At 63.2% G+C, this 19,307-nt stretch carries 20 protein-coding genes; 8 read left to right on the forward strand and 12 right to left on the reverse strand.

The window, feature by feature from the left end:
• Positions 1-54: 54 nt before the first annotated feature.
• The gene (locus tag AV059_RS07330; RefSeq protein ID WP_058997499.1) at positions 55-1,929 is read right to left on the reverse strand and encodes an SLC13 family permease; all 1,875 of its coding nucleotides are present in this window, start codon (positions 1,927-1,929) and stop codon (positions 55-57) included.
• Between the two features lie 142 nt (positions 1,930-2,071).
• Here AV059_RS07330 and AV059_RS22335 point away from each other — a divergent pair, with 142 nt between their 5' ends.
• Positions 2,072-2,245 (forward strand): hypothetical protein, encoded by a 174-nt coding sequence (locus tag AV059_RS22335; protein ID WP_195156634.1) that lies wholly within the window; start codon positions 2,072-2,074, stop codon positions 2,243-2,245.
• 33 nt (positions 2,246-2,278) lie between these two features.
• Here AV059_RS22335 and AV059_RS07335 read toward each other — a convergent pair whose 3' ends face one another.
• The 3 genes from AV059_RS07335 to AV059_RS07345 all read right to left on the reverse strand — a co-directional run bounded on the left by AV059_RS07335 (position 2,279) and on the right by AV059_RS07345 (position 7,307).
• Positions 2,279-4,468, reverse strand: a complete 2,190-nt coding sequence (locus AV059_RS07335) for a hypothetical protein (protein WP_058993494.1) — start codon at positions 4,466-4,468, stop codon at positions 2,279-2,281.
• A 79-nt stretch (positions 4,469-4,547) separates the two neighbouring features.
• Complete coding sequence (locus tag AV059_RS07340) at positions 4,548-6,593, reverse strand: DEAD/DEAH box helicase (protein ID WP_058993497.1); 2,046 nt, start codon at positions 6,591-6,593, stop codon at positions 4,548-4,550.
• A gap of 348 nt (positions 6,594-6,941) precedes the next feature.
• The gene (locus AV059_RS07345) at positions 6,942-7,307 is read right to left on the reverse strand and encodes a cupin domain-containing protein (protein ID WP_058993500.1); all 366 of its coding nucleotides are present in this window, start codon (positions 7,305-7,307) and stop codon (positions 6,942-6,944) included.
• 100 nt (positions 7,308-7,407) lie between these two features.
• Between AV059_RS07345 and AV059_RS07350 the strand changes: the two genes are divergently transcribed.
• Entirely contained in the window at positions 7,408-8,613 is a 1,206-nt protein-coding gene (locus AV059_RS07350; RefSeq protein ID WP_058993502.1) for a CBS domain-containing protein, read from the forward strand.
• 1 nt (position 8,614) lies between these two features.
• Here AV059_RS07350 and AV059_RS07355 read toward each other — a convergent pair whose 3' ends face one another.
• The 3 genes from AV059_RS07355 to AV059_RS07365 form a co-directional block, all read right to left on the reverse strand.
• Positions 8,615-9,262, reverse strand: a complete 648-nt coding sequence (locus AV059_RS07355) for a phosphoribosyltransferase (protein WP_058993504.1) — start codon at positions 9,260-9,262, stop codon at positions 8,615-8,617.
• Between the two features lie 89 nt (positions 9,263-9,351).
• Complete coding sequence (locus tag AV059_RS07360; RefSeq protein WP_058993506.1) at positions 9,352-9,630, reverse strand: hypothetical protein; 279 nt, start codon at positions 9,628-9,630, stop codon at positions 9,352-9,354.
• A 43-nt stretch (positions 9,631-9,673) separates the two neighbouring features.
• The gene (locus tag AV059_RS07365) at positions 9,674-10,522 is read right to left on the reverse strand and encodes an HNH endonuclease (RefSeq protein ID WP_058993508.1); all 849 of its coding nucleotides are present in this window, start codon (positions 10,520-10,522) and stop codon (positions 9,674-9,676) included.
• A 344-nt stretch (positions 10,523-10,866) separates the two neighbouring features.
• On the opposite strand from AV059_RS07365, the gene AV059_RS07375 reads away from it, so the two are divergent.
• The gene (locus tag AV059_RS07375; protein ID WP_004590290.1) at positions 10,867-11,319 is read left to right on the forward strand and encodes a DUF5814 domain-containing protein; all 453 of its coding nucleotides are present in this window, start codon (positions 10,867-10,869) and stop codon (positions 11,317-11,319) included.
• Here the strand turns inward: AV059_RS07375 and AV059_RS07380 are convergent.
• Positions 11,311-11,745: a CopG family transcriptional regulator gene (locus AV059_RS07380; RefSeq protein ID WP_004515935.1), complete on the reverse strand. Its 435-nt coding sequence runs from the start codon at positions 11,743-11,745 to the stop codon at positions 11,311-11,313. The genes AV059_RS07375 and AV059_RS07380 overlap by 9 nt on opposite strands.
• A 133-nt stretch (positions 11,746-11,878) precedes the next feature.
• Here AV059_RS07380 and AV059_RS07385 point away from each other — a divergent pair, with 133 nt between their 5' ends.
• Complete coding sequence (locus AV059_RS07385) at positions 11,879-12,307, forward strand: VOC family protein (protein WP_058993510.1); 429 nt, start codon at positions 11,879-11,881, stop codon at positions 12,305-12,307.
• A 46-nt stretch (positions 12,308-12,353) separates the two neighbouring features.
• On the opposite strand, the gene AV059_RS07390 is transcribed toward AV059_RS07385, so the two are convergent.
• Positions 12,354-12,968, reverse strand: a complete 615-nt coding sequence (locus AV059_RS07390; protein WP_014039067.1) for an RPA family protein — start codon at positions 12,966-12,968, stop codon at positions 12,354-12,356.
• Positions 12,969-13,913, reverse strand: a complete 945-nt coding sequence (locus AV059_RS07395; protein WP_058993513.1) for a replication factor A — start codon at positions 13,911-13,913, stop codon at positions 12,969-12,971.
• 172 nt (positions 13,914-14,085) lie between these two features.
• Between AV059_RS07395 and AV059_RS07400 the strand changes: the two genes are divergently transcribed.
• Positions 14,086-14,370, forward strand: coding sequence for a hypothetical protein (locus tag AV059_RS07400; protein ID WP_004960042.1), 285 nt, complete (start codon positions 14,086-14,088; stop codon positions 14,368-14,370).
• Between the two features lie 82 nt (positions 14,371-14,452).
• Positions 14,453-15,448: a mannose-1-phosphate guanylyltransferase gene (locus AV059_RS07405; protein WP_058993515.1), complete on the forward strand. Its 996-nt coding sequence runs from the start codon at positions 14,453-14,455 to the stop codon at positions 15,446-15,448.
• Between the two features lie 21 nt (positions 15,449-15,469).
• Here AV059_RS07405 and AV059_RS07410 read toward each other — a convergent pair whose 3' ends face one another.
• Positions 15,470-16,252, reverse strand: a complete 783-nt coding sequence (locus tag AV059_RS07410; RefSeq protein ID WP_058993517.1) for an SDR family oxidoreductase — start codon at positions 16,250-16,252, stop codon at positions 15,470-15,472.
• Positions 16,253-16,315: 63 nt separating this feature from the next.
• On the reverse strand, positions 16,316-16,768 hold the full coding sequence (locus tag AV059_RS07415) for a TRAM domain-containing protein (protein ID WP_058993518.1): 453 nt from the start codon (positions 16,766-16,768) through the stop codon (positions 16,316-16,318).
• A 145-nt stretch (positions 16,769-16,913) separates the two neighbouring features.
• Between AV059_RS07415 and AV059_RS07420 the strand changes: the two genes are divergently transcribed.
• Together AV059_RS07420 and AV059_RS07425 are read left to right on the forward strand one after the other, a co-directional pair.
• Entirely contained in the window at positions 16,914-18,362 is a 1,449-nt protein-coding gene (locus AV059_RS07420) for a hypothetical protein (protein ID WP_058993521.1), read from the forward strand.
• 132 nt (positions 18,363-18,494) lie between these two features.
• Entirely contained in the window at positions 18,495-18,857 is a 363-nt protein-coding gene (locus AV059_RS07425; protein WP_058993523.1) for a group 1 truncated hemoglobin, read from the forward strand.
• Positions 18,858-19,307: the final 450 nt, after the last annotated feature.

Below are 19,307 nucleotides of genomic sequence, written 5' to 3' on the forward strand. Positions count from 1 at the left end.
TACTACTCTCTCGATTCGACAGCCTGTAAAGCGTTTCGTTGCGAGGCGACCATGTCACGCGGGAGCGAGGCCCCAGAAATACGCGATGCCAAGCGTCGTTGCGACGGCGAATACAGCCTGTAGCGGCGCACCAACCTTCAGATAGTCGGTGAATCGGTACCCACCGGGGCCATAGACAAGGAGGTTGGTCTGATAGCCGACCGGCGTCATGAACGCCGTCGAGGCGGCAAAGGTGACGGCGAGGACGAAGGCGAAGGCATTGGCGTTCAGTTGCTGGGCGGTTTCGATGGCGACCGGGATCATCAGGACGACGGAAGCGTTGTTCGAGATGATGTTCGTCAGCAGTGCCGTGACGAGATACATCAGACCGAGGACGACGGCGAGGCCACCTCCAGCGGTAAGGACGCTGCCAGCACCCATGACGAACAGCTCCGCGAGCAGGTCAGCGCCGCCGGTCTCCTGTAGTGCGGTGCCAAGCGGGATGACGCCGGCAAGCAGGAAGATGACGTCCCACTGGACGGCGTCATACAGCTCCGGCGGGCGGAGACAGCCGGTGAGCACCATCGCCAGCGCGCCGCCGAGCGCCGAGATAACGATGTGGACCGGCGTCAGCGCCGCGACGCCGACGACAGCAGCGACGATGCCGATAGCGACGGGAATCTTCGACCGCCGGAAATCCGGCCGTGCGACCTCCTGGGCGACAATCAAGTCGTTGTTACGGTTGAGACGGTCGATGCTTTCGGGGGTGGCCTGCACCAGAAGCGTATCGCCGATGCGGAGTGTAACGTGGTCCATTCGCTGGCGGTACAGCTCCTGCCCGTGGCGAAGCGCCAGCACGGTCGCGTCGTAGCGCTGGCGGAAGTTCGTGGAGACGAGTGTCTCGCCGATAAGCGAGGAGCCGGGGGCGACGACAACCTCAACGAGGTTTTTCCGCTCGTTTGCGGTTTCCAGTTCCGCGTCGTCGACCTCGACATCCGGAATGATGTCCAGCCCTTCGACGTCGAGGAGGTCGACGAGCGTGTCTCGGTCCGTCCGAACGGCGAAGACATCACCGGCCTGAATGGATTTCTGGCCGAGCGGTTCGAGGAAGGTGCGTTTCTCGCGGACCAACTGGACGATGTCCACGTCGAACGCCGAGACTCTGAGCGCCTCGTCGACAGTCTGCCCGATGAGCGGGGAGTCTTCGCGAACGACAACCTCGGTCAGGTACTCACCCATCTCGAACTCCTCGGTGAGGTCTTCTTCGACCGGAATCCGCGACGGGACCAGATAGCGCCCGACGGTAAGGAGATAAACCGTTCCGATGACGGTCACGATGATGCCGAGCTGGGTGAACTCGAACATACTGAACGGCTGGTCGATCAGTTCCGCCGAGAGCTGCGAGGCGAGGATGTTCGTCGAGGTCCCAATGAGCGTCAGCATTCCGCCGAACATCGAAGCATAGGACAGCGGCAGCAACAGTTTCGACGGCGAGAGCTTGCCCTTGTGTGCGATGTCAGTGACCATCGGCAGGAGGATGGCAACGGCGGCAGTGTTGTTGATGAACCCTGAGATAGGCGCAACCAGTCCGACGGTCGCACTGAGCTGTTTCGTTTCGCTGTCTCCGGTCAGTGAGGCGATTTTCGCGCCGAGAATCTGGACGATACCGGTCCGCTGGACACCGTCGGAGAGAATGAACATCGCAAGCACCGTTATTGTCGCCGTCGAGGCGAAGCCCGAGAGCCCGCGATCCAGCGGCGAAATCCCGTCACCGGCCTGATGTAACACGTACACCGGCTCGGCGAGGAGTCCGGCATCAGCCGCCAGAGTCGTTGCTGGCTCGGCCAGCATCAGCGCGACCATGACGGCGATAGCAGTCACGTCGACGGGCAGCGCCTCCGTCGCAAACAGCACCAGCGCGGCGACGATGACCGCGAACACGAACAACATCCCCGGCGTGACAGGTGGCAGCGACACGTCTGGCCCCTGCGCCGCCAGCGACAAAAGGATGGGTCGTTTGCGGGCGCGGACGTCCGCTCACATCCTGACCCGGCGGCCGACGTTTATGCCTGTCCGGGCCGAATAGGTCACAATGAGCCTTTTCAACGATCTCGGTCGAAAAGTCGAGGAGCTGAAACAGGAGGTCGGAAACGCGACCGACGACGAAGCCACCCACCGGTGTATCGAGTGTGATACGCTCCTCTACACAGACCACGACGAGTGTCCCGACTGTGGGAGCACGTCGGTCATACCCCTGTCTGACTAGCAACAGCGAGGAACCCGGCCGGAGTCGCGTCGCTCACCGCGTCGGGCCGTCACGACCCAAGTCTTTGAGCAGGGCGTCGTAGCTCCGGCCGAACACCGCCTGCTTTCTGAGCGACGTTATCGCAACCTCAAAGACAGGGACTGCGAACTCCCCGGCAGGCCCACCGACGACAACGGCCGCTTCGTGGTCCGTCTCGTCGGTCCATTCGCCGTCGAGGTGCCGGACGAGTACTTCGCCGAAGTAGGCGCCGAGTTCCCGCACGACGCTGGTGAACGCGCGGTCGTCGAACGACGCGTCGCTCCCGAACGTCGTCTCGGCGAAGCGCTCGTCGTCCCACTCCGCGTCGACCAGATCGTCGAGCCGCGAAAGCGAGGCCGGCGAGAAATCGAGGTCGTGTTCGCCCCAGAAGTCGGCGAACTCGACAGCGGTATCGGCGTGGTCCGCGCGGACCGTGCCGGGGTCCCACGAGCGATCCATCGAGCCAACGGTCGAATCGCTGTCAGTGGAAGCGGACAGTTCACTCTCGTCGGTGGCCGCTGTCGCAGCCGTCTCGTCAGCGGTCACGTCCTGTGACGGTGCATTACCAGTGGCACCAGACGCCTCGACATCCTCGGCAGGGGCCGATGTGTCACTGTCATCAAACAGTTCCCTAGCGTCGGATTCTGCACCGGCTGCCGGCTCGTCATCGACCGCCTCGGCATCAGCTGTGTCTGCAAGTGGCTCGTCGACCGCGGCTTCGGAACCCGCCGCGTCTGGAGCGGCGTCTGCCGACGCATCCGGCGAGCTATCGGGAGTCGATTCGTCGTCCATCGATTCATCGACCTCCTCGGCGTCGGCTGTGTCCGTCGCTCCTTCGTCAGCGGGTGTGTCAGTTGCCGCCCCCGCGGGTGTGTTGTCGCCGGTTCCGTCTTCGTCGCGGGAATCGGCAACCGAGTCCTCGGACGGTATCTCGGTCGTTGGCGCATCGTCCGAAGGGTCCACTGGGGCACTGCCAACCGTCGGCTCCGCTTCGTCGATGTAGGTGGCCGCTTCGTCGGCCGTGATCGTATCATCGTCCGTCATCTCTTCATCAGCCGTGACCGCATCATCGCCCGTCGTCTCGCCAGCAGCAGTCGTGTCGGCAGTCGGTCCATCCACAGAGGCGTCGAGCGGTGGCTCCGTCACCGGTGTTTCAGCCGTTGGTTGATCAGCAGCGGTGTCATCCGCCGGCTGCTCGACGGCGGTGTCGGTGGCCGACCCCGCGTCGGTTGAGTCGATAGTCGGTTCCGCTTCGGTGGTTTCAGCGGCCGGCGGCTCGCTGTCGGCATCATCTGACGCTGAATCGGTCGTATCGGGATCTGCGTTCCCGCCGATGTCGGCAGTCGAGCCGTCAGCTTCGTTGTCCGACGGAGCCTCGTTCTCTGGCTCGTCAGTATCCTCACTGACGACAGGCGTGGGGTCGGCGTCGTCCGACTGGTCACCCGTTTCCGATTCGGGTTCGACCCGGCGAACGACGCGGGTCGGCTTCGTCTCGATGGTCTGGGACGAATCGGAATCAGCGGTATCGCCGGCAGTTGCCCCCCCTCGCTCGTCTGTCGCCGTCGATTCGGGGGATGCGTCGCGCTCGTCAGCCTGTCCGTCGTCGACGCGGCGAACGATCCGCGTCGGCTCTGAGACGGCGCTGTCGGCGTCGGTTTCACCCGTCTCCGGGTCTACCAGTCCATCGTCAGTTCCCTGTGCGGCATCCAGTGCCAGTTCGGATTCCAGTCGCGTCACAACAGCCGCGAACACCGGCTTGTCGCCGAATGAGCGGGCGGCCACATCGAACACCGCGACTGCCACCTCGTCGTCCGGCCCGGCAACGGCGACGCCCCATCGACCGTCGGCCTGGACCCACTCGCCGTCGTAGGCTCGTACGAGGAGTTCACCGAGATAGCTCCCGAACCGAACCGTGTTCTCAGTGTAGGTCGTCACACTCGCGTCATCGCCCGCGGTTCTGCCGTCGTAGCTCTCCTCGATGGCCGTATCGAGGCGGGCAAGCGCGTCGGGGTCGAACGTCAGCGGGTCCGCGCCGTCGACGACGTGCTCGGCGTACTCCCGGAACGTCGTCGGGTCGAGCGTCGCCGTGTCCAAGAGTCCCGGCCCATCGTCGGACGGCGGGTCGCCCCCGGCCGTCCGCTCGTCCCCGTCGGTCGACGAGTCATCGCCACCGACGGCGCGACGGATCGTATCGAACAGGCCCATGGACACCGGAAGTACGTGCCGCTACAAGAATGTACGCCGAAAGGATACTCGGCCGACAGGTCTGTGGGGCGAAAGCGACTCAGTGCTCGTCGCGCAGTTCCATGTCGGCGACGATTTCGTAGGGATGTTGTCCCTTGCGGATGCCGTCGAGCAACTGGAATGATTCGTCGGGCGCGAGGAAGTGCCGGGTCACAGCCCGGCCAAGTGGCGTCGGCGAGAGGCCGTCGATAAACTCGTATTCGAGGAGTTTCCCCAGCGCGTGTTTCGTCGGTACCTCGCCGACCATCCGGTCGTTGAGCCGCTTGGCCTGCTTGCCGGCGACGGTGACGTTGGCCAGCGTCTCTTCGACGGCTGCACCCTCGTCGTAGCGGGTGATGACTGGCTCCATCTCGCCTTTCAGCAGCTTGAACGCCACTTCGTCCTCGGTCATCTCCATGCTGTTGTGGTACGAACAGTCAGGCTCGACCAGCATGTAGACAGTGCCCTTGTCGTGGTAGTCCGGGCGGCCGGCCCGGCCAAGCATCTGGCTGAACTCCTGAACGGTGAGCCACTCGATACCCATTGCCAGCGAATCGAAGATAACCTGCGAGGCGGGGAAGTCAACCCCCGCGGCCAGCGCCGCCGTCGTCACGACCGCCGCAAGGTCCTGGTCGGCGAACTGCCGCTCGACGCGCTGGCGCTTCCGGTTGTCCAAGCCAGCGTGGTACGGCGCGGAACTGTACTCCAGTTTCCGTGAAATCTGGTGACAGCGCCGCCGGGAGTTGGTGAAGATAATGGTCTGGCCGCGATAGCCTTTGCTGGATTTGTTGTCGAAGGCCCGCTTGACGAGCTTCTTTTCGGTCTCGATTTTCTCGCGGCCGTCGGCGAACGTGACGTGGCGCTCGATTGGGACCGGTCGCTCCTCGAACTCGATGAGCGTCGCCCGGAGCTGGTCGGCCAGCTGGCCGGGGTTGCCGACCGTTGCCGAGAGATATATCCACTGCGTGTCGCCGCTATCCGGTGCGCCACCGGACTCGCAGTAGTATTTGAGTCTGGAGATCAGGCCGTCGAGCCGGTGGCCCCGCTCGTCTTCACCGAGCGTGTGGACCTCGTCGATGACGACGGTCCCGACAGTGCCGAGGTCCTTGCCGGTCCGGAGCGCGTGGTCGATGCCTTCGTAGGTCCCGACAATAACATCGGCTTCGGGGTCGAAGCGCCCACCCTCGTCGGCGATGCGGCTCGCGCCCACGCGTAGTGACACGTCGACCATGTCGCCGTAGCGGTCCTGAAACTGCTCGTATTTCTGGTTTGCAAGCGCGACCAGCGGGACGAGAAACAGCATCGTGCCCTTGTTGTTCAGGACACGGTCGATGCCGGCCATCTCGCCGATAAGCGTCTTCCCCGTCGCCGTTGCGCTCACGACCAGCTGGTCGCGGCCCGCCGTCGCTCCGTGCTCGACGGCGAGACTTTGGACCGGCAACAGCGTGTCGAACCGGGATTCGAGGTGCTCCTGCATCCCGGGGTGGAGGTCCAGCGAATCGACGCGAACGGGGTCGACCTCGTCGACGGTGGCCGAGATTTCGTCGAACTTCGTCAGGTCAGGGTCCAGCTGGCCCGACAGGAGGTTCGTCACCCGGTCGAGGTCCTGTACTTCGAGCAGCAGTTCTTCGAGCCGGTCGCGGGCGTCACCGCTGATACTTCCTTTGAACGCGAGTTCGCGGTCGAGTTGCTGGCGAGCGCACTCCGGGCAGATGGTTTCGTCGTCGGTCTCGATAGCGGTCTCGCTGGTAATCGGCGAGTAACGCCCGTCGGAGGCACACAGCCGACAGGTCCGGACGACCTTGGCCTCAACCTGATACGCATCGAGCATCTCGCGGACGCGGTCGCGGGCGAGCGGGGCGGTCTGTTCTGAAATGCGAATGCGGGCCGCGCGGCGGGCAAGGTCGACGAACTGGTCGGGCGAGCGAAGCTCCTCACTGGTCCCGTCCTTGACGCGGAGCCGACGCGGGCGGGGGCCGGCGTCGGTCTCTTTCAGTTCGAGGATGCCGTGGAAGAGCCGCTCGCCGTCCCGGTGGGCGGCGACGCGGAACTCCTCGCCGTGTTCGTGGAGGAACAGGGCCTCTACCTGTGCGGCCTGCTGTGACACAATTATCTAGTGGCGACTGCGCTACTTGAGCGGTTCGGACTAGGTGTGAGTGTTGCTGGTGTTGGTGCCGATGACTTGAAGCGCCAGAAAGCCCCCTCGCGGACGACTCGTCTGACTCCGTGCGCACCTCGTCACTCCCGCCAGTCGTTCCTGCGGTGCTACAGTCGTCAGACTCGCCCTCCGTTCACGGGTCACTTCGTTCCCCGTTCACGCGCTACGAGGGCTCACTGTGTTCGCCCTCGCGGCGCTCGGCCCCTTTCAGTCCCACCCGCTTGGATTGGGTAGTCGGCCGAGAACGGGGTTTTTGCCGCTCAGCTGTTGCTATTCCCGTGAGACTGTTGATAGCAACTATTCCTGCAGTTTGATTTCGTCATCGCCAGCGGGAACCGCACAGAGGAACGCGCCCGGTTCGTCACCGTCGTTGCGGTACCAGTGGACGGTGCCGGCGGGGATATGGAGGCTGTCGCCGGCCTCGACTTCGTACTCCTCGCCCTCAATGCCGACGGTGTACCGGCCGGCAAGGACGTACTGCTCGTGTTCGATGTCGTTGGTGTGTTTCGGCACGCTGCCGCCGGGGGCGAGCGTGAAGCGACGGATTGCGAGGTTGCCGCCGCCGCTCTCCTCGCCGATGAGAACGCCCTTTTCCAGCCCATCAGCTGCGTCGACGGCCTCGTACTCAATGTCGTCCGCGCGGCGAATCAGTGGGTCGCTCATGTGCGGTCCATCGCGGGCGCACCGCAAAGGCGTACCGGGGACGGTGACCTCCGCAATCACGCCAAGGGGGCTTAAGACCGTCCCCCGACAAGCGACGGGTATGCGCCGGTTTCGTATCGGAAGCGCGTTCGGAATCCCCATCCAGTTGGACCTGACGTTTCTCCTCGTGCTACCGCTGTTCGCCTGGATTATCGGGACACAGATCGAACAGACGACCGAGCTGTTGAATGGGACACTGAACGCCGGGCTGGATGCGGCCGTCCTTACTGACGGCGCACTCGTCTGGGTGCTCGGCATCGGTGCGGCGGTCGGCCTGTTCACCGGCGTCGTCCTCCACGAGCTCGGCCACTCCCTCGTAGCCATCCGCTATGGCTTCCCCATCGATTCCATCACGCTCTGGCTGTTCGGCGGCATCGCCCAGCTCAGCGAGATGCCCGAAGACTGGAAACAGGAACTGGTCATCGCCATCGCCGGCCCTATCGTCAGCATTGCCGTCGGCGGTGTCTGTTTTGTCGCGTTCCAGATTCTCCCGAGCGGTGCGGCGACGCCTATCGAATCGGCCCGGTTCATCCTCGGCTATCTCGCGCTGATGAACATCGCGCTGGCGGCGTTCAACATGCTGCCGGGGTTCCCGATGGACGGCGGCCGCGTCCTTCGTGCGCTGCTCGCCCGCCGCCGGTCCTACGCCAGAGCCACAACCATCGCCGCCGAGGTCGGGAAGATATTCGCCGTCTTCCTCGGCCTCTTTGGCATCTTCGTCCTCGGAAATATCTTCCTCGCCGGCCTGGCCTTCTTCATCTACATCGGCGCGGCGGGCGAGTCCCGGCAGACCTCAATGCGGGCCGCGTTCGAGGGCGTCACCGTCGCAGACGTGATGACGCCGGCGGACCACGTGACGACGGTCCCCGAAGACATGTCTGTCCGTGAGCTCATCCAGACGATGTTCAGGGAGCGCCACACCGGCTATCCGGTCAAGCGCAGCGGCGAGGTCGTCGGCCTCGTCACGCTCGAAGACGCCCGCGCCGTGCAGGAGGTCGAGCGCGATGCCTACACCGTCGGCGACGTGATGACGACGGAGATCATCACAATCAGCCCGGACACCGACGTGATGGACGCGCTGACTTCACTTCAGCAGAACTCCGTCGGTCGCTTGCTCGTCACTGACGAGGACGACTCCTTCGAGGGGCTGCTCACCCGGACAGATATCATGACGGCGCTCTCGATTATCAAGTCCAGTGGCGACTTTACCCCCATCGGCGAGACGGAGACCGAAACTGTCCGGCCCGAGTCCAGAATAGAGCGCTGAATCACTTCTCGGCCAGATACGACATCGCTGCCTCGTCGGAGACCTGGTCGAACTGCTCGTAGTACTGGCCGACGGCGCGGAACGCCGACGGGACTTCCAGACAGACCACCTCGTCGACTAGGGCTTCGAGGTCCGAAATCGCCGACGGTGAGCCGACCGGAACCGCGAGCACAAGCCGCTCGGGGTCCGCCTGTCGGATTTGCTCGATGCAGGCCCGCGCCGTCGCGCCCGTCGCCACGCCGTCGTCGACGAGGCACACCCGCTTACCAGTAAGTGACGGCGACGACTCCGAGTCGCGGTAGCGCTGGGCTTTCTGCTTGGCGGCTTCGGCCATCTCCGCTCGTGTGCTCGCAACGTAGTCGCGGGGTATCTCGCGTCGCTCGATGACATCGGTGTTGAGCCAGACCGACCCGTCGGCGGCGACGGCGCCGATGGCGTACTCGGGGTTGTTCGGTGCGCCGATCTTCTTTGCGACCGCAATGTCCAGCGGCGCGCCTAGCGCGTCGGCGACGGGACGCCCCACCGGGAGTCCACCGCGCGGTATCGCGAGGACCATGTCGGCTTCGATGTCCCGCTCGCGCAACGCCTCTCCCAGCCGCTGTCCAGCAGCCTGCCTGTTCTTGAACGTCGGGGAGCGGTTGCGTCCCATACTAGTTAGTTCGCTGTCGAGATGCAAATATTTCCGCATTCTGGCAGCGTCGAGATAGTCAAACGAGCCAGTACCAGCGAAGCGCCTCGTTACTCGTCGGACAGCGCCGTGGCAATCGCTTCGAGTTCATCCTTGCGGAAGGGCTGCTCCGCGTCCGCCGGGTCATCATCGTCCCGTTCTCCGATTTTCCAGAGAATACCCGCCCGCATCTGTGGCTTCGATGGTAGCCGGTCCGTGTCGATGTCATATCCGACGGCCTCGCAGATCGCCGCCAGCGCTTCCTTGGTAAAAGCAGTCGAGACCGGGCGTTCGTACCGTCCGACAGCCTCGCGAATCTCGTTCCGCAGTTCGTCGACAGTTGGTGACATACGCATACTGGCGGCGGGCCCGATTGTGTAAATTCCGGTCCGACTACACCGTCACACCACCGACAGCAGACGGGTCCCGCCGCTGGATGCCAGCCCGCCAGCGCAATTCTGCCCGCGAGACGTGACCGAACTCCGCCCGACGGTGACAGCCCGGACACAGCGAGACGACGTTGTCCAGCGTGTGTGCGTCTTGAACCGTCAGCGCCGGCATCGCGGCGAACAGCCGGACCGGCACGATATGGTGCACATCCGGGTTCCGCCCCAGTTCGGCGGCAGCAGTCCCACACAGCACGCAGGCGTGGTCGTCCCGCGCTAAAGCCAGCTCGCGTACTGCCCGCCATCCCGGCCCGTAGTCGCCGACGCCACCGCCGCGCCAGTTCGGATTGCCGTCACCAGTGAACGCCTCGGAGAGCCACGCAGCGTGGCAGTCGCGGCTGCAAAGGACGACTTCGCCAGTCACGTCGCTCGGATATCGCTCAACGGGGCTGTCACAGATGGAACAGTCAAAGTTGAGCTTTCCGCCGTTCCAGTTTGGATTTGCCGCATCGGAAATCTCTCGGCTGTGCCGCCACTCAGCGTTCTCGACACACTCCGGGCAGTAACATCCCTTCTTTTCTGATGGATAGTACTCGAAAACCGTGCCGCAATTGTCACAGGTCGTTTCTGCTTTCGCGCCGGAGTAATTTGGGTTGTCAGCCCCAGAAAAGGATACCGCAGCGTCGCGACACTCGTCAGAGCAGTAGCGTTTCTCGTATTCAGAATGAAATCGGTCCGAACAGTGGTCACACTCCCTGTTTGGCAGACGTTCGCCGTGAGTGCTGCTGTGGTGAACGCGAAGTCCACGCTTCGAGTCAAACGTTCGGTCACAGGAGGGACAATCGTTGTTTCCCATCGATAAGTACTGTTTATTTACACTTCATAAAGAAATGGATGCAGAATGGAGATGTAAATTTGCGGAATTCTGAGAGTGTCGAAATCGCCGCGTAGAAAGTCTGAGTCCGGGCGCGGGAATTGAACCCGCCTCTTAGCCACCACAAGGCTAAAGGATGCCACTACCCCAGCCCGGACACGCTTGCTGAAGCATACGTAGATATTCCGCTGGAACAGAAATACGTTACGAATCTGGAAACCAGTGGGTCGTGAGAGCGCGTGACAGCGGTGGAATATCGGACGCTGACCAGTCCATCGGCTGCTTCGGGATGCTTTTACACTGCCGACGCGTACAGATTGGCACGCGTGGCCATCACCGATAAGATCTACGTCAAGAACCACCAGCAACTCGCCTCCCAGTTAGAGACGAGTTTCCCGAAAGGGGCGTTCAAGGGGGCGACGCTGGATATTCTCTTTCAGGGCGAGGGGCTAGCAAAGCTCGACGAAGCTTCCAGAGAGCGGGTCCTCGATTTCGCCGAGGACTTTCTGGACTGTGACTGTGAGGCCAACCCTCACTGTGGCTGTGCCGAACGGAAGTTCATCTCGTACCTGCTGGAGCTGCGCGAGCAAGGGATGGGGCCGGACGCAATCGTCGACGTGATGAGCGACGACTATATGCTGTATGCCTATCCGGGCGACGTGCTGTCGTTCCTCGATAACTCCGTCAGAACGTTAGAAGCCGTGGAAACCCTGGCCGACGTCGATGGGCGCGACGACGTGGCTGAAGACGTGCAACAGAAGCGCCAGCGGTTACTCTAGGTCGTCAAAGCTGCCGATGCGATAGGAGGCGTCCTCCTCTTCGCCCTGGTCGAGGTCTTCGAGGTGAATGACCTCGTCCTGGTCCATCTCGTCGAGTTGCTGGCGGAGTTTGGTGACGTAGCGCTTGTGTTCTTCCAGTTGTTCGCGGAGGTGCTCGGCTTCGAGTTCAAGCCGTTCGTGCTCGCGGACGAAGCTCTTCGGAACTTCGACTTTCGGCGGGAAGCTCTCGGTGCTGGTCTCAGTTGCGTCGTCCTCGAACTCGTGTTCCGGCGCGACTTTCACCTGGCCGTCGTGGGAAACGAGCGTGTCGACGTAGTCACGAAAAACTGCGGACAGCGAGATATCGCGCTCCTCAGCGATTTCGCGGAGGGTTTCGAATTTGTCCTCGCTGACGCGAAAGGAGATAGTCTTGTTTTTGTTGCCCATAGTTACGTACTGTTTTAGCAGCAACGTATTTAATCGTTTGTCAGACGCTACCGGACCTGTTCCTTTGTGACCGTCGCTGGCAGCAGTCGAACCGCTGTGATTTAACCGCCGGCCGACCTCGGTATCGGCAGAGATGGCGACAGACATCGACGCAACTGGCCACCACTTCGGTATCATCGTCAGCAATCTGGACCGCGCGGTCGAGTTCTACCGGGACGTTCTGGGGCTTGACGTAGTGACTCGCTTTTCCGTCGGTGACGAGGCGTTTGGAGGCGCTGTCGACATTGAGGGAGCCAGCGCCGAGCTGGTCCACCTCGACGCCGGCAACGTGCGTCTGGAACTGGCGACCTACGAACCCAAGGGCGAGGAAATGCCCGACCCCGACCTCAATCGGCCGGGGGCGACCCATCCCGGGCTGGAAGTCGACGACCTCAACGCCGTCGCCGACCGCTTGCCCGACGACGTTGAGACACTCAGCGGCCCGCAGACGACCGAAAGCGGGACGACTATCATGTTCGTCGTCGACCCAGAGGGGAACCGAATCGAGCTACTGGAGCCGTAGCAGCGGACCACTCACCAGCAGCAAAAAATAGACGACTGCGCCGCGGTCAGTCTGCGCTGGCTTCGGCCTGCTCGTCCTGCAGACTCTCCAGCGCGCCGACGACTGACTGCCGATAGTTCTCGATTGACAGTTGCTCGTATTCCTCGTCAGCCATCGAGATATACTCGTCAGTGGCCGGGTCCTCCATGTCGGCTTCCTTGTACCGCTTGACCCGGTCAAGCGTTCGCTCGGCCGTTTCGACGACCCAGCGGTCCCGCGTTGCTTCGTCGACCTTCGAGATGGACTCGGGGCGAATCGAGACGTTCACTTCGCCCTCGTCGGTCTCGTAGGTGCGTGGCTTGCCGACGACGGCGACGTAGGCCGGCGGTTCCAGTTCGCGCAGCATCGACGCCGCGTCAGGCTGGTACTGCCCGGCGTACATGAAGAACGTGTCGCCGTTGGGGTCGACGACTCGTCCCTGCCAGTACTCGCTGTCCTCGCCGACGTCCTCGGTCTCGGTGAGGGTGCCGACCAGGAACACGCGGTTAGCGCGCTGGCCGGTCGGGAGGAGGACGTACACCGGCGCACGGTCGTCGTCGGATTCCTTGAACGTGTAGCTTGCGTCGTTGAACTCGCGTGCGAAGACGCGCCGTGCGACCTCGCGGGTGGGTGTACTCGCCATTTAGATCGACCTCGCTTTGATGAGAATCTCGTCTGCATCCACGGCTCCGGTCAGTCGCTCCTGCTCATCGGCGAGCAAGTAGCGGCCGAAGGTCGGACCGCGAACGCGGTAATACCGGCCGAGGATTTTCTGTCGCATCTCGTCGGCGACGACGGTGGTGTCGAGCGCGTCCATCGCCATCTCCTTCGCCTCTTCGAGGGCGATGCCGGTCAACTCCTCGGTCGCGTCCTCGTCGAAGATGACCTCGGTGACCTCCTCGCCGTCATCGAGGACGCCCTTGATTCGGAGGTCGAACTCGCCTTCGACCTCGCCGTGTTCGCTACAGCGGCCGTTCTGGAGGACGCGCGTGCAGTCGTCCTCCGGACAGCGCTTGATGAGGCCGGAGCCCGACTGGATGTCGACCAACGCGCCGTCGGCCTCGACGCTGTCGTCGCCGACTTCGATTGCCTCGTCGAGTTCCTCAATGGTTGTCGTCCGGTTGAGCTTCACGGAGAAGCGACCCTGGTACTCGTCGGTAACGACGTTTCGCAAGGCGTAGGACTTGCCCTCTTCGAGTGACGGGAGGTCGGACTTCGACCACTTCGTGAACTTGATTGTGCCCGTTTCATCGCCCAGCAGGCCGACCTGCGCGACGGCATCGGCGCGTGGCTCCCAGAGTTCGACGACCGTCGCGCGGACGTCGACCCACTCCTCGGGGGCGTCGACATCAGCAACGTCCACCTGCTCGTTGCCGCCGCCGTCGCCGCCACCTAGTTGGTCGCGGTCCATGCCGGCCTCGTCGAGGTACGTGTTGACGACGCTCCGGCGTGCCTCACTGATCGGGACCTGATAATCGTTCACCAGCGTATCGAGACGGTCGACAACGTCGTCGACGTCAATCTCTAGCTGGTCGGAAAACTGCTCGTGTATCTCTGTCGCGTGGGTACGCAAATCTGACTCAGTCATTGGCTTTCACTGTCTCCGCCTAGTTTTCGTTGGGAGACAATCGACGGTTGGTCGCCTTTGGTTATAAACACTCGCCCAGCGGAGTGAAAGTGAATGTGGATATCAGACCCCTGGAGTCACGTCGTGAGAGTCACGCGAGAAGATTGATTTGTGGCCGGGCACAACGGTCAGTATGGCCGACGACGACCGACTCGCACGGTTCATCCGGGATACCTTGCGGTCGGCCGAGCAGCAACTCTCCGATGCGAAGAAGGCCTACAAGAACGGCAAGCGGTCGGCAGAGGCCGGCCTGCCAAGAGACGAGGAAGGGCGGGCCCGAATCGTCTGTCGCCGCCACGCCGAGTACCGCGCGGTGTCGATGGACGAGCAACGGCGGCCAGTCTGCTACGACGCAGAGAGTCCGGACTGTCAGGGCTGTGTCGAAGACATCAGGGACGGGACGATAGAAACGTGGTAACTCGCTGACGGCAGTGGGTTCGGCTGGTCTCCACCTCGGTCGCCAGTACAACACTTTAGCACTGGCTGGGCAAAACCCGAGTATGGAGCGACCAATTGTCGCGCTCGTCCTGGCCGGGGGAACCGGCACGCGCCTGTATCCAGCAAGTCGGAGCGACCGCCCCAAACAGTTTCTCTCGTTCGGGCAGGCGGAGTCACTACTCGCCGAGACTGTCAGTCGGGTTGGGTTCGCCGACGAAACCTACGTGCTGACTCGGGAGTCATTCGCCGACGGGGTCCGAGAGCGCGTCCCAAATGCGGCGGTCCTAACCGAACCGGAATCAAAAGACACCGGGCCGGCACTGGCGTACGCGGCCCACCGCATCCGCGAGCAGGTCGGCGACTGTGTGCTGCTGTGTCTCCCGAGCGACCACCGGATTTCAGGGCCGTTTGAGACAGTCGCACGGACGGCCGCGCGGGCCGCAGTGGAAACCGAGGGGCTCGTCACCGTCGGCATCGAACCGGACCGGCCGGCGACCGGCTACGGCTACATCAAGCCAGGGCCGTCCGAGAACGGCTTCGCGCCGGTCGAGACGTTCCACGAGAAACCCGACCGGGAGACCGCGACGGAGTACGTCCGGGAGGGATTCTACTGGAACGCTGGCCTGTTCGCGTGGACGCCGACAGCCCTCCTGTCCGCTGCCGCGTCCTCGCCGCTTGCACCGATGGTCGAGCGACTCGACGACGGGGACCACGACGCCGCATTCGACGCCGTCGACCCGGTGAGTGTCGATTACGCTGTACTCGAAGACGCCGAGAACGCCTTCGTCGTTCCGGCGGCGCTGGACTGGGACGACCTGGGGTCGTGGGATGCCTTCGAGCGCGTCCTCGACGGCCAAGACGGAAACGCGGTGCTGGGCGAGGCAGCTACTATCGACGCCGAGGGGAACGTGCTGGCGAGCGACGGCCACGTCAGCGCGGTCGGCGTCGAAGACCTCGTCGTGGCGTCATTCGACGACCGGACGCTCGTGGTCCCGAAAGACGAGGCCCAGCGGGTCCGAGAAGTGGTCGCAGAACTGCGGGACGTCGGGCGGTTCTGAGTGGGCCGACGGCCGGAACTATTAGCTCTGCATCGCCCCGCCGTCAACGGGCAGGGCCGTTCCAGTGACGTATGAGGACCGGGGCGAGGAGAGGAAGGCGACGACGTCCCCGAGTTCTTCCGGTCGGCCGACACGCTGCAGCGGGGCGTCAGCCCAAGATTCGATGCCCTCCTGGTATGAGGCGTACTCGCCCCGCTCGACGGCTGCTTCGACGAGTTCCTCGATGCGTGGTGTCTCGTGTGCGCCGGGGAGGACGGCGTTGACGCGGACTTCCGGCGCAAACTCGTTAGCCTGTGTCTTCATCAGGCCGATAACAGCGCGGCGGACAGCGTTCGAAAGCACTAGGTCGTCGATGGCTTCCCGGACAGAGCGGGAGGTGATATTGACGATAGTGCCAGCATCAGAGTCCCTGAGGTGTGGGTATGCGGCCCGGGTGGTCCAGACAACACTCATCACGAGCAGGTCGTAGGCGCTGTACCACTCTCGCTCGGTCGTCTCCATGAACGGTCCAGGGGCCGGACCGCCGGCGCTGGTGACGACATGGTCGAGGCTGCCGAAGCTGTCGACAGTTTCCTCGACAAGTGCCTCGACCTGGTCGGGGTCAGTGATATCAGCCTCAACGGCCAGCACGTCGCCGTCGCCGACCGCTTCGAGCCGGTCCCGTGCCTCGTCGACGTGTTCCGGCGTCCGGCCACAGACCGCTACGTTGGCACCGTCCGCAGCGAGGGCTTCGGCGCTCGCAAGTCCAAGTCCGCTCGTTGCGGCGGTACACAGCGCTGCGTTGCCATCGAGTTCGAGGTCCATATCCACAGGAAGGACCGACTGGCTCAAAGAAGTCCCGCTCGCAAACTGTCCAACCGGTGTGTCCTAGCTGCCCCAGAAGTTGTCCCGACTCCCGAGACGCCGGCCGTCATCATCAGCATTGTCCTCCGTCTCGTCAGCGTCGGCGTCGTTTTCTTCGGTTTCAGACTCGGAGAGGTCTTCGTCCATCTCCAGTCGCTCGACTTCCTCAGCCCGGGCGTGGTTCGAGTGGACGTTCGTCACCTTGACCAGCGAGCGAGCCGGGGGGAGGACGCCGTCGACCATGATGATGAAGCCGTCCTCGGTCCGACCAACACCGGCACCGCTCTCGTGGATGTCCTCGACGTCGACAGTGACTTCCTCGCCCATCTTGACCGGCTGGCTCTTGAGCTCCGAGATCGGCTGGTTGTAGTGATTGCACCACTCGGCGCCGCCACGGTCGCCGTAGTGGGTACAGCCCATCCCCTGAATTCGTTCGGTGAATTCGGGACAGTCGTCTGCGAGCGGACAATCGGCCATATCAGGGGATAACGTGGCCGCTGGCAAAACGCTTGCGACCCCGTGTCCGAGGCGCACAGCCTGTTATTACGTTTGAGATTTTCACCGGCACACACTTTACCGCCACTCGCTGGTTGTCGCGTAGCATTCGGCAACACCCAGAGCTATGAGAACGCAGCTGTTTGCAGGACTGGTCTGTCTCCTTCTGGTTTGCACGTCTCCGGTCGCCCTCGGTGTCGAATCGGGGCCACCAGCGCAGGGCAGTGCCGACCGCGACAGTTCGATTACTGTCCAGTACACAATCGACAGAGAGCCGAACCAGACCGGTCAGGCCCGGGTAACCGCGACGATTGAGCGACCACGGTACGTCACCGGACTATCGGTACGGACGCCGGGAGGAGCGACAGTCCTCCGGGCCGACGGGCTCCAGTCCGATGGCGACCGCTGGCGTCTCAGCGGTGCTACTGAGAGAGCACGACTGACCTACACCGTGCCAGTCGGACTCTCGACGACGTTCGGCCAGCGGACCGCCGACACCCGCAACTGGACGCTGCTTGCCAGACAGGAGGTGTCACTGCGTGCCCACTGGCGCTGGCGCGTCGGGCCGCGGCCCACATGGAACGAATCGCTCGCACTCGCGCCCGGGCAAAGCGGTGTCGCCGGGCGTACGGCCGCCTACATCGGCCCCCACGAGACAGAAACGAGAACGGTCGATGGCGACCGGATCACGCTCATTGTCCCGTCGGGTTCGGAGCTGCGACCCAACCGAACCGCCGTTCTGGACGCCATCAGCCATGCGAAACGTGCCTCAACCGCCGGAACGGACCACGACCACATCCGCGTGTTTGTCGCGCCGAATGAACTTGCACCGGGTGGGTACACCCCGTCGAACGGCGCGTCGGATGTCATCGTCAACGCCGGCGAACCCGTCCGATCCCCGGTCAACGTCTGGGTCCACGAATACCGCCACACGCGACAGACCTTCGAAACAGCGCCAGGGATGGACTGGCTCAGCGAGGGAAGCGCGGACTACCACACCGCGGCCCTCACGTACAGCGCGGGCGGCATCGATGCAGACCAGTTCCATGAGCGGGTGACGACCGAGCGCCACGAAAGCGCCGATCTGACACGGCCCGATACCTGGGACGGACCGGGCGCACAGTACCACAAAGGAACGCGTGTCGTCGCGGCCATCGACGCCCGTCTCCGGCAAGCGACTGACGGCACCCGAACGTTCGAAGCGGTCCTCGACAGACTGACCCGACACGACGACCACATCACCCTCGCGCTGTTCGCCGAGACGGTGTCGGCTGTCGCCGGAGGTGAACTCAATGCGTTTGTTCGACAGGCTGTCACTGGCACCGCGCCGTCGGTCCCGGCCGAGACACTCACGGACCGCGACCTGCGGCGAAGCGGCGCAGCAGATACGACCGGCCGGCGGACGAATTTCGCGCCGTCGGGCGATAGCAGTGCGACCACAGCGACCACCGCCGGTGACGGTCCCAGACACGTCGCCGATACCACGCGGCCCGTCACGGACCGCCACGGGGAGTGGACCGTGCTCGGGACGCTCGGCCTGCTGTCGGTGTTGCTGGTTCGTCGCCAGCGACCGTAATGCGTCGAGAGTCGTTTCGGTTGCGCTGCAGAATGCCACGGCCAGCCATTGCAGCCGAGCACCAACGCGGTGGTCTATGCCGAATATGTTTTTCCACAACTGTCATGCCGGCCGCTTACCTGTCACCTGACAATGGCATCACAGTCCATTTTCGAGCGGATCGGCGGTCGCGACGCGGTCGAGGCGGTGGTTTCGGACTTCTACGACCGAGTACTCGACGACCCAGTGCTCGAACCGTACTTCGAAGCGACCGACATGGACCAGCTCCGCAGCCATCAAGCGCAGTTCATCAGTGCCGTCGCCGGCGGCCCAGTCGACTACGACGGCGACGATATGCAAACCGCCCACGAGGGCATGGGAATCACCGAAGGGGCGTTCGCCAATGTCGCGACCCACCTCGAAGCCGCGCTCCGAGAGAACGGCGTCCCCGACGACGACATCGAAGCGATTCTCACCGAGGTCGCCGCCATGGAAGACGATATCGTGGAGGCGTAGCCGGTCGCCATGAGTCAGGCACGGGCTCACGCACAGCGCCGGAGTTGGAGGCTGAAGCTGATTATGCAGCGAAACACAGTATCGCCGTCACCCTGTCCCAGCAAACGGAGACCATGACAGCGCAGGGTTTCACCCAGATGTTCAAAACAGTAGCCAAGTGTGAAAATGTCACTGTTACATACGTGTTGCCGGGAAATCAATGCGTGTGAAGGGGACGAAACCGGTGCCGTCCCCCCAAGTCGGGTTGCCGTGCCTCTGACAGGTCATGCAAGCTGACACGGTACTGGTAGTCGTCTGCCCTTCACTGTAATACTGCAAGGGTGGGTCTCGGAAGCGATTGGCTTTGTGAGACCGGATAGCAGGCAGTGAACCACAGAGACAGTGAAATGAGACCAATGACACACTTGGTACTGCTACTTCGCGGCGTGTAGTGTGGCTGTCTACATTACG

This window comes from Haloarcula sp. CBA1127, from assembly GCF_001485575.1.
GTDB lineage: Archaea > Halobacteriota > Halobacteria > Halobacteriales > Haloarculaceae > Haloarcula.

Bases quoted from the DNA above. Each gene is read 5' to 3' on its own strand.
- AV059_RS07395 (WP_058993513.1), bottom strand. From the start codon at position 13,913: ATGACTGAGTCAGATTTGCGTACCCACGCGACAGAGATACACGAGCAG.
- AV059_RS07425 (WP_058993523.1), top strand. From the start codon at position 18,495: ATGGCATCACAGTCCATTTTCGAGCGGATCGGCGGTCGCGACGCGGTC.
- AV059_RS07390 (WP_014039067.1), bottom strand. From the start codon at position 12,968: ATGGCGAGTACACCCACCCGCGAGGTCGCACGGCGCGTCTTCGCACGC.
- AV059_RS07420 (WP_058993521.1), top strand. From the start codon at position 16,914: ATGAGAACGCAGCTGTTTGCAGGACTGGTCTGTCTCCTTCTGGTTTGC.
- AV059_RS07355 (WP_058993504.1), bottom strand. From the start codon at position 9,262: ATGGGACGCAACCGCTCCCCGACGTTCAAGAACAGGCAGGCTGCTGGA.
- AV059_RS07335 (WP_058993494.1), bottom strand. From the start codon at position 4,468: ATGGGCCTGTTCGATACGATCCGTCGCGCCGTCGGTGGCGATGACTCG.
- AV059_RS07385 (WP_058993510.1), top strand. From the start codon at position 11,879: ATGGCGACAGACATCGACGCAACTGGCCACCACTTCGGTATCATCGTC.
- AV059_RS07360 (WP_058993506.1), bottom strand. From the start codon at position 9,630: ATGTCACCAACTGTCGACGAACTGCGGAACGAGATTCGCGAGGCTGTC.
- AV059_RS07350 (WP_058993502.1), top strand. From the start codon at position 7,408: ATGCGCCGGTTTCGTATCGGAAGCGCGTTCGGAATCCCCATCCAGTTG.
- AV059_RS07345 (WP_058993500.1), bottom strand. From the start codon at position 7,307: ATGAGCGACCCACTGATTCGCCGCGCGGACGACATTGAGTACGAGGCC.
- AV059_RS22335 (WP_195156634.1), top strand. From the start codon at position 2,072: ATGAGCCTTTTCAACGATCTCGGTCGAAAAGTCGAGGAGCTGAAACAG.
- AV059_RS07330 (WP_058997499.1), bottom strand. From the start codon at position 1,929: ATGTTGTTCGTGTTCGCGGTCATCGTCGCCGCGCTGGTGCTGTTTGCG.
- AV059_RS07405 (WP_058993515.1), top strand. From the start codon at position 14,453: ATGGAGCGACCAATTGTCGCGCTCGTCCTGGCCGGGGGAACCGGCACG.
- AV059_RS07400 (WP_004960042.1), top strand. From the start codon at position 14,086: ATGGCCGACGACGACCGACTCGCACGGTTCATCCGGGATACCTTGCGG.
- AV059_RS07410 (WP_058993517.1), bottom strand. From the start codon at position 16,252: ATGGACCTCGAACTCGATGGCAACGCAGCGCTGTGTACCGCCGCAACG.
- AV059_RS07365 (WP_058993508.1), bottom strand. From the start codon at position 10,522: ATGGGAAACAACGATTGTCCCTCCTGTGACCGAACGTTTGACTCGAAG.
- AV059_RS07415 (WP_058993518.1), bottom strand. From the start codon at position 16,768: ATGGCCGATTGTCCGCTCGCAGACGACTGTCCCGAATTCACCGAACGA.
- AV059_RS07380 (WP_004515935.1), bottom strand. From the start codon at position 11,745: ATGGGCAACAAAAACAAGACTATCTCCTTTCGCGTCAGCGAGGACAAA.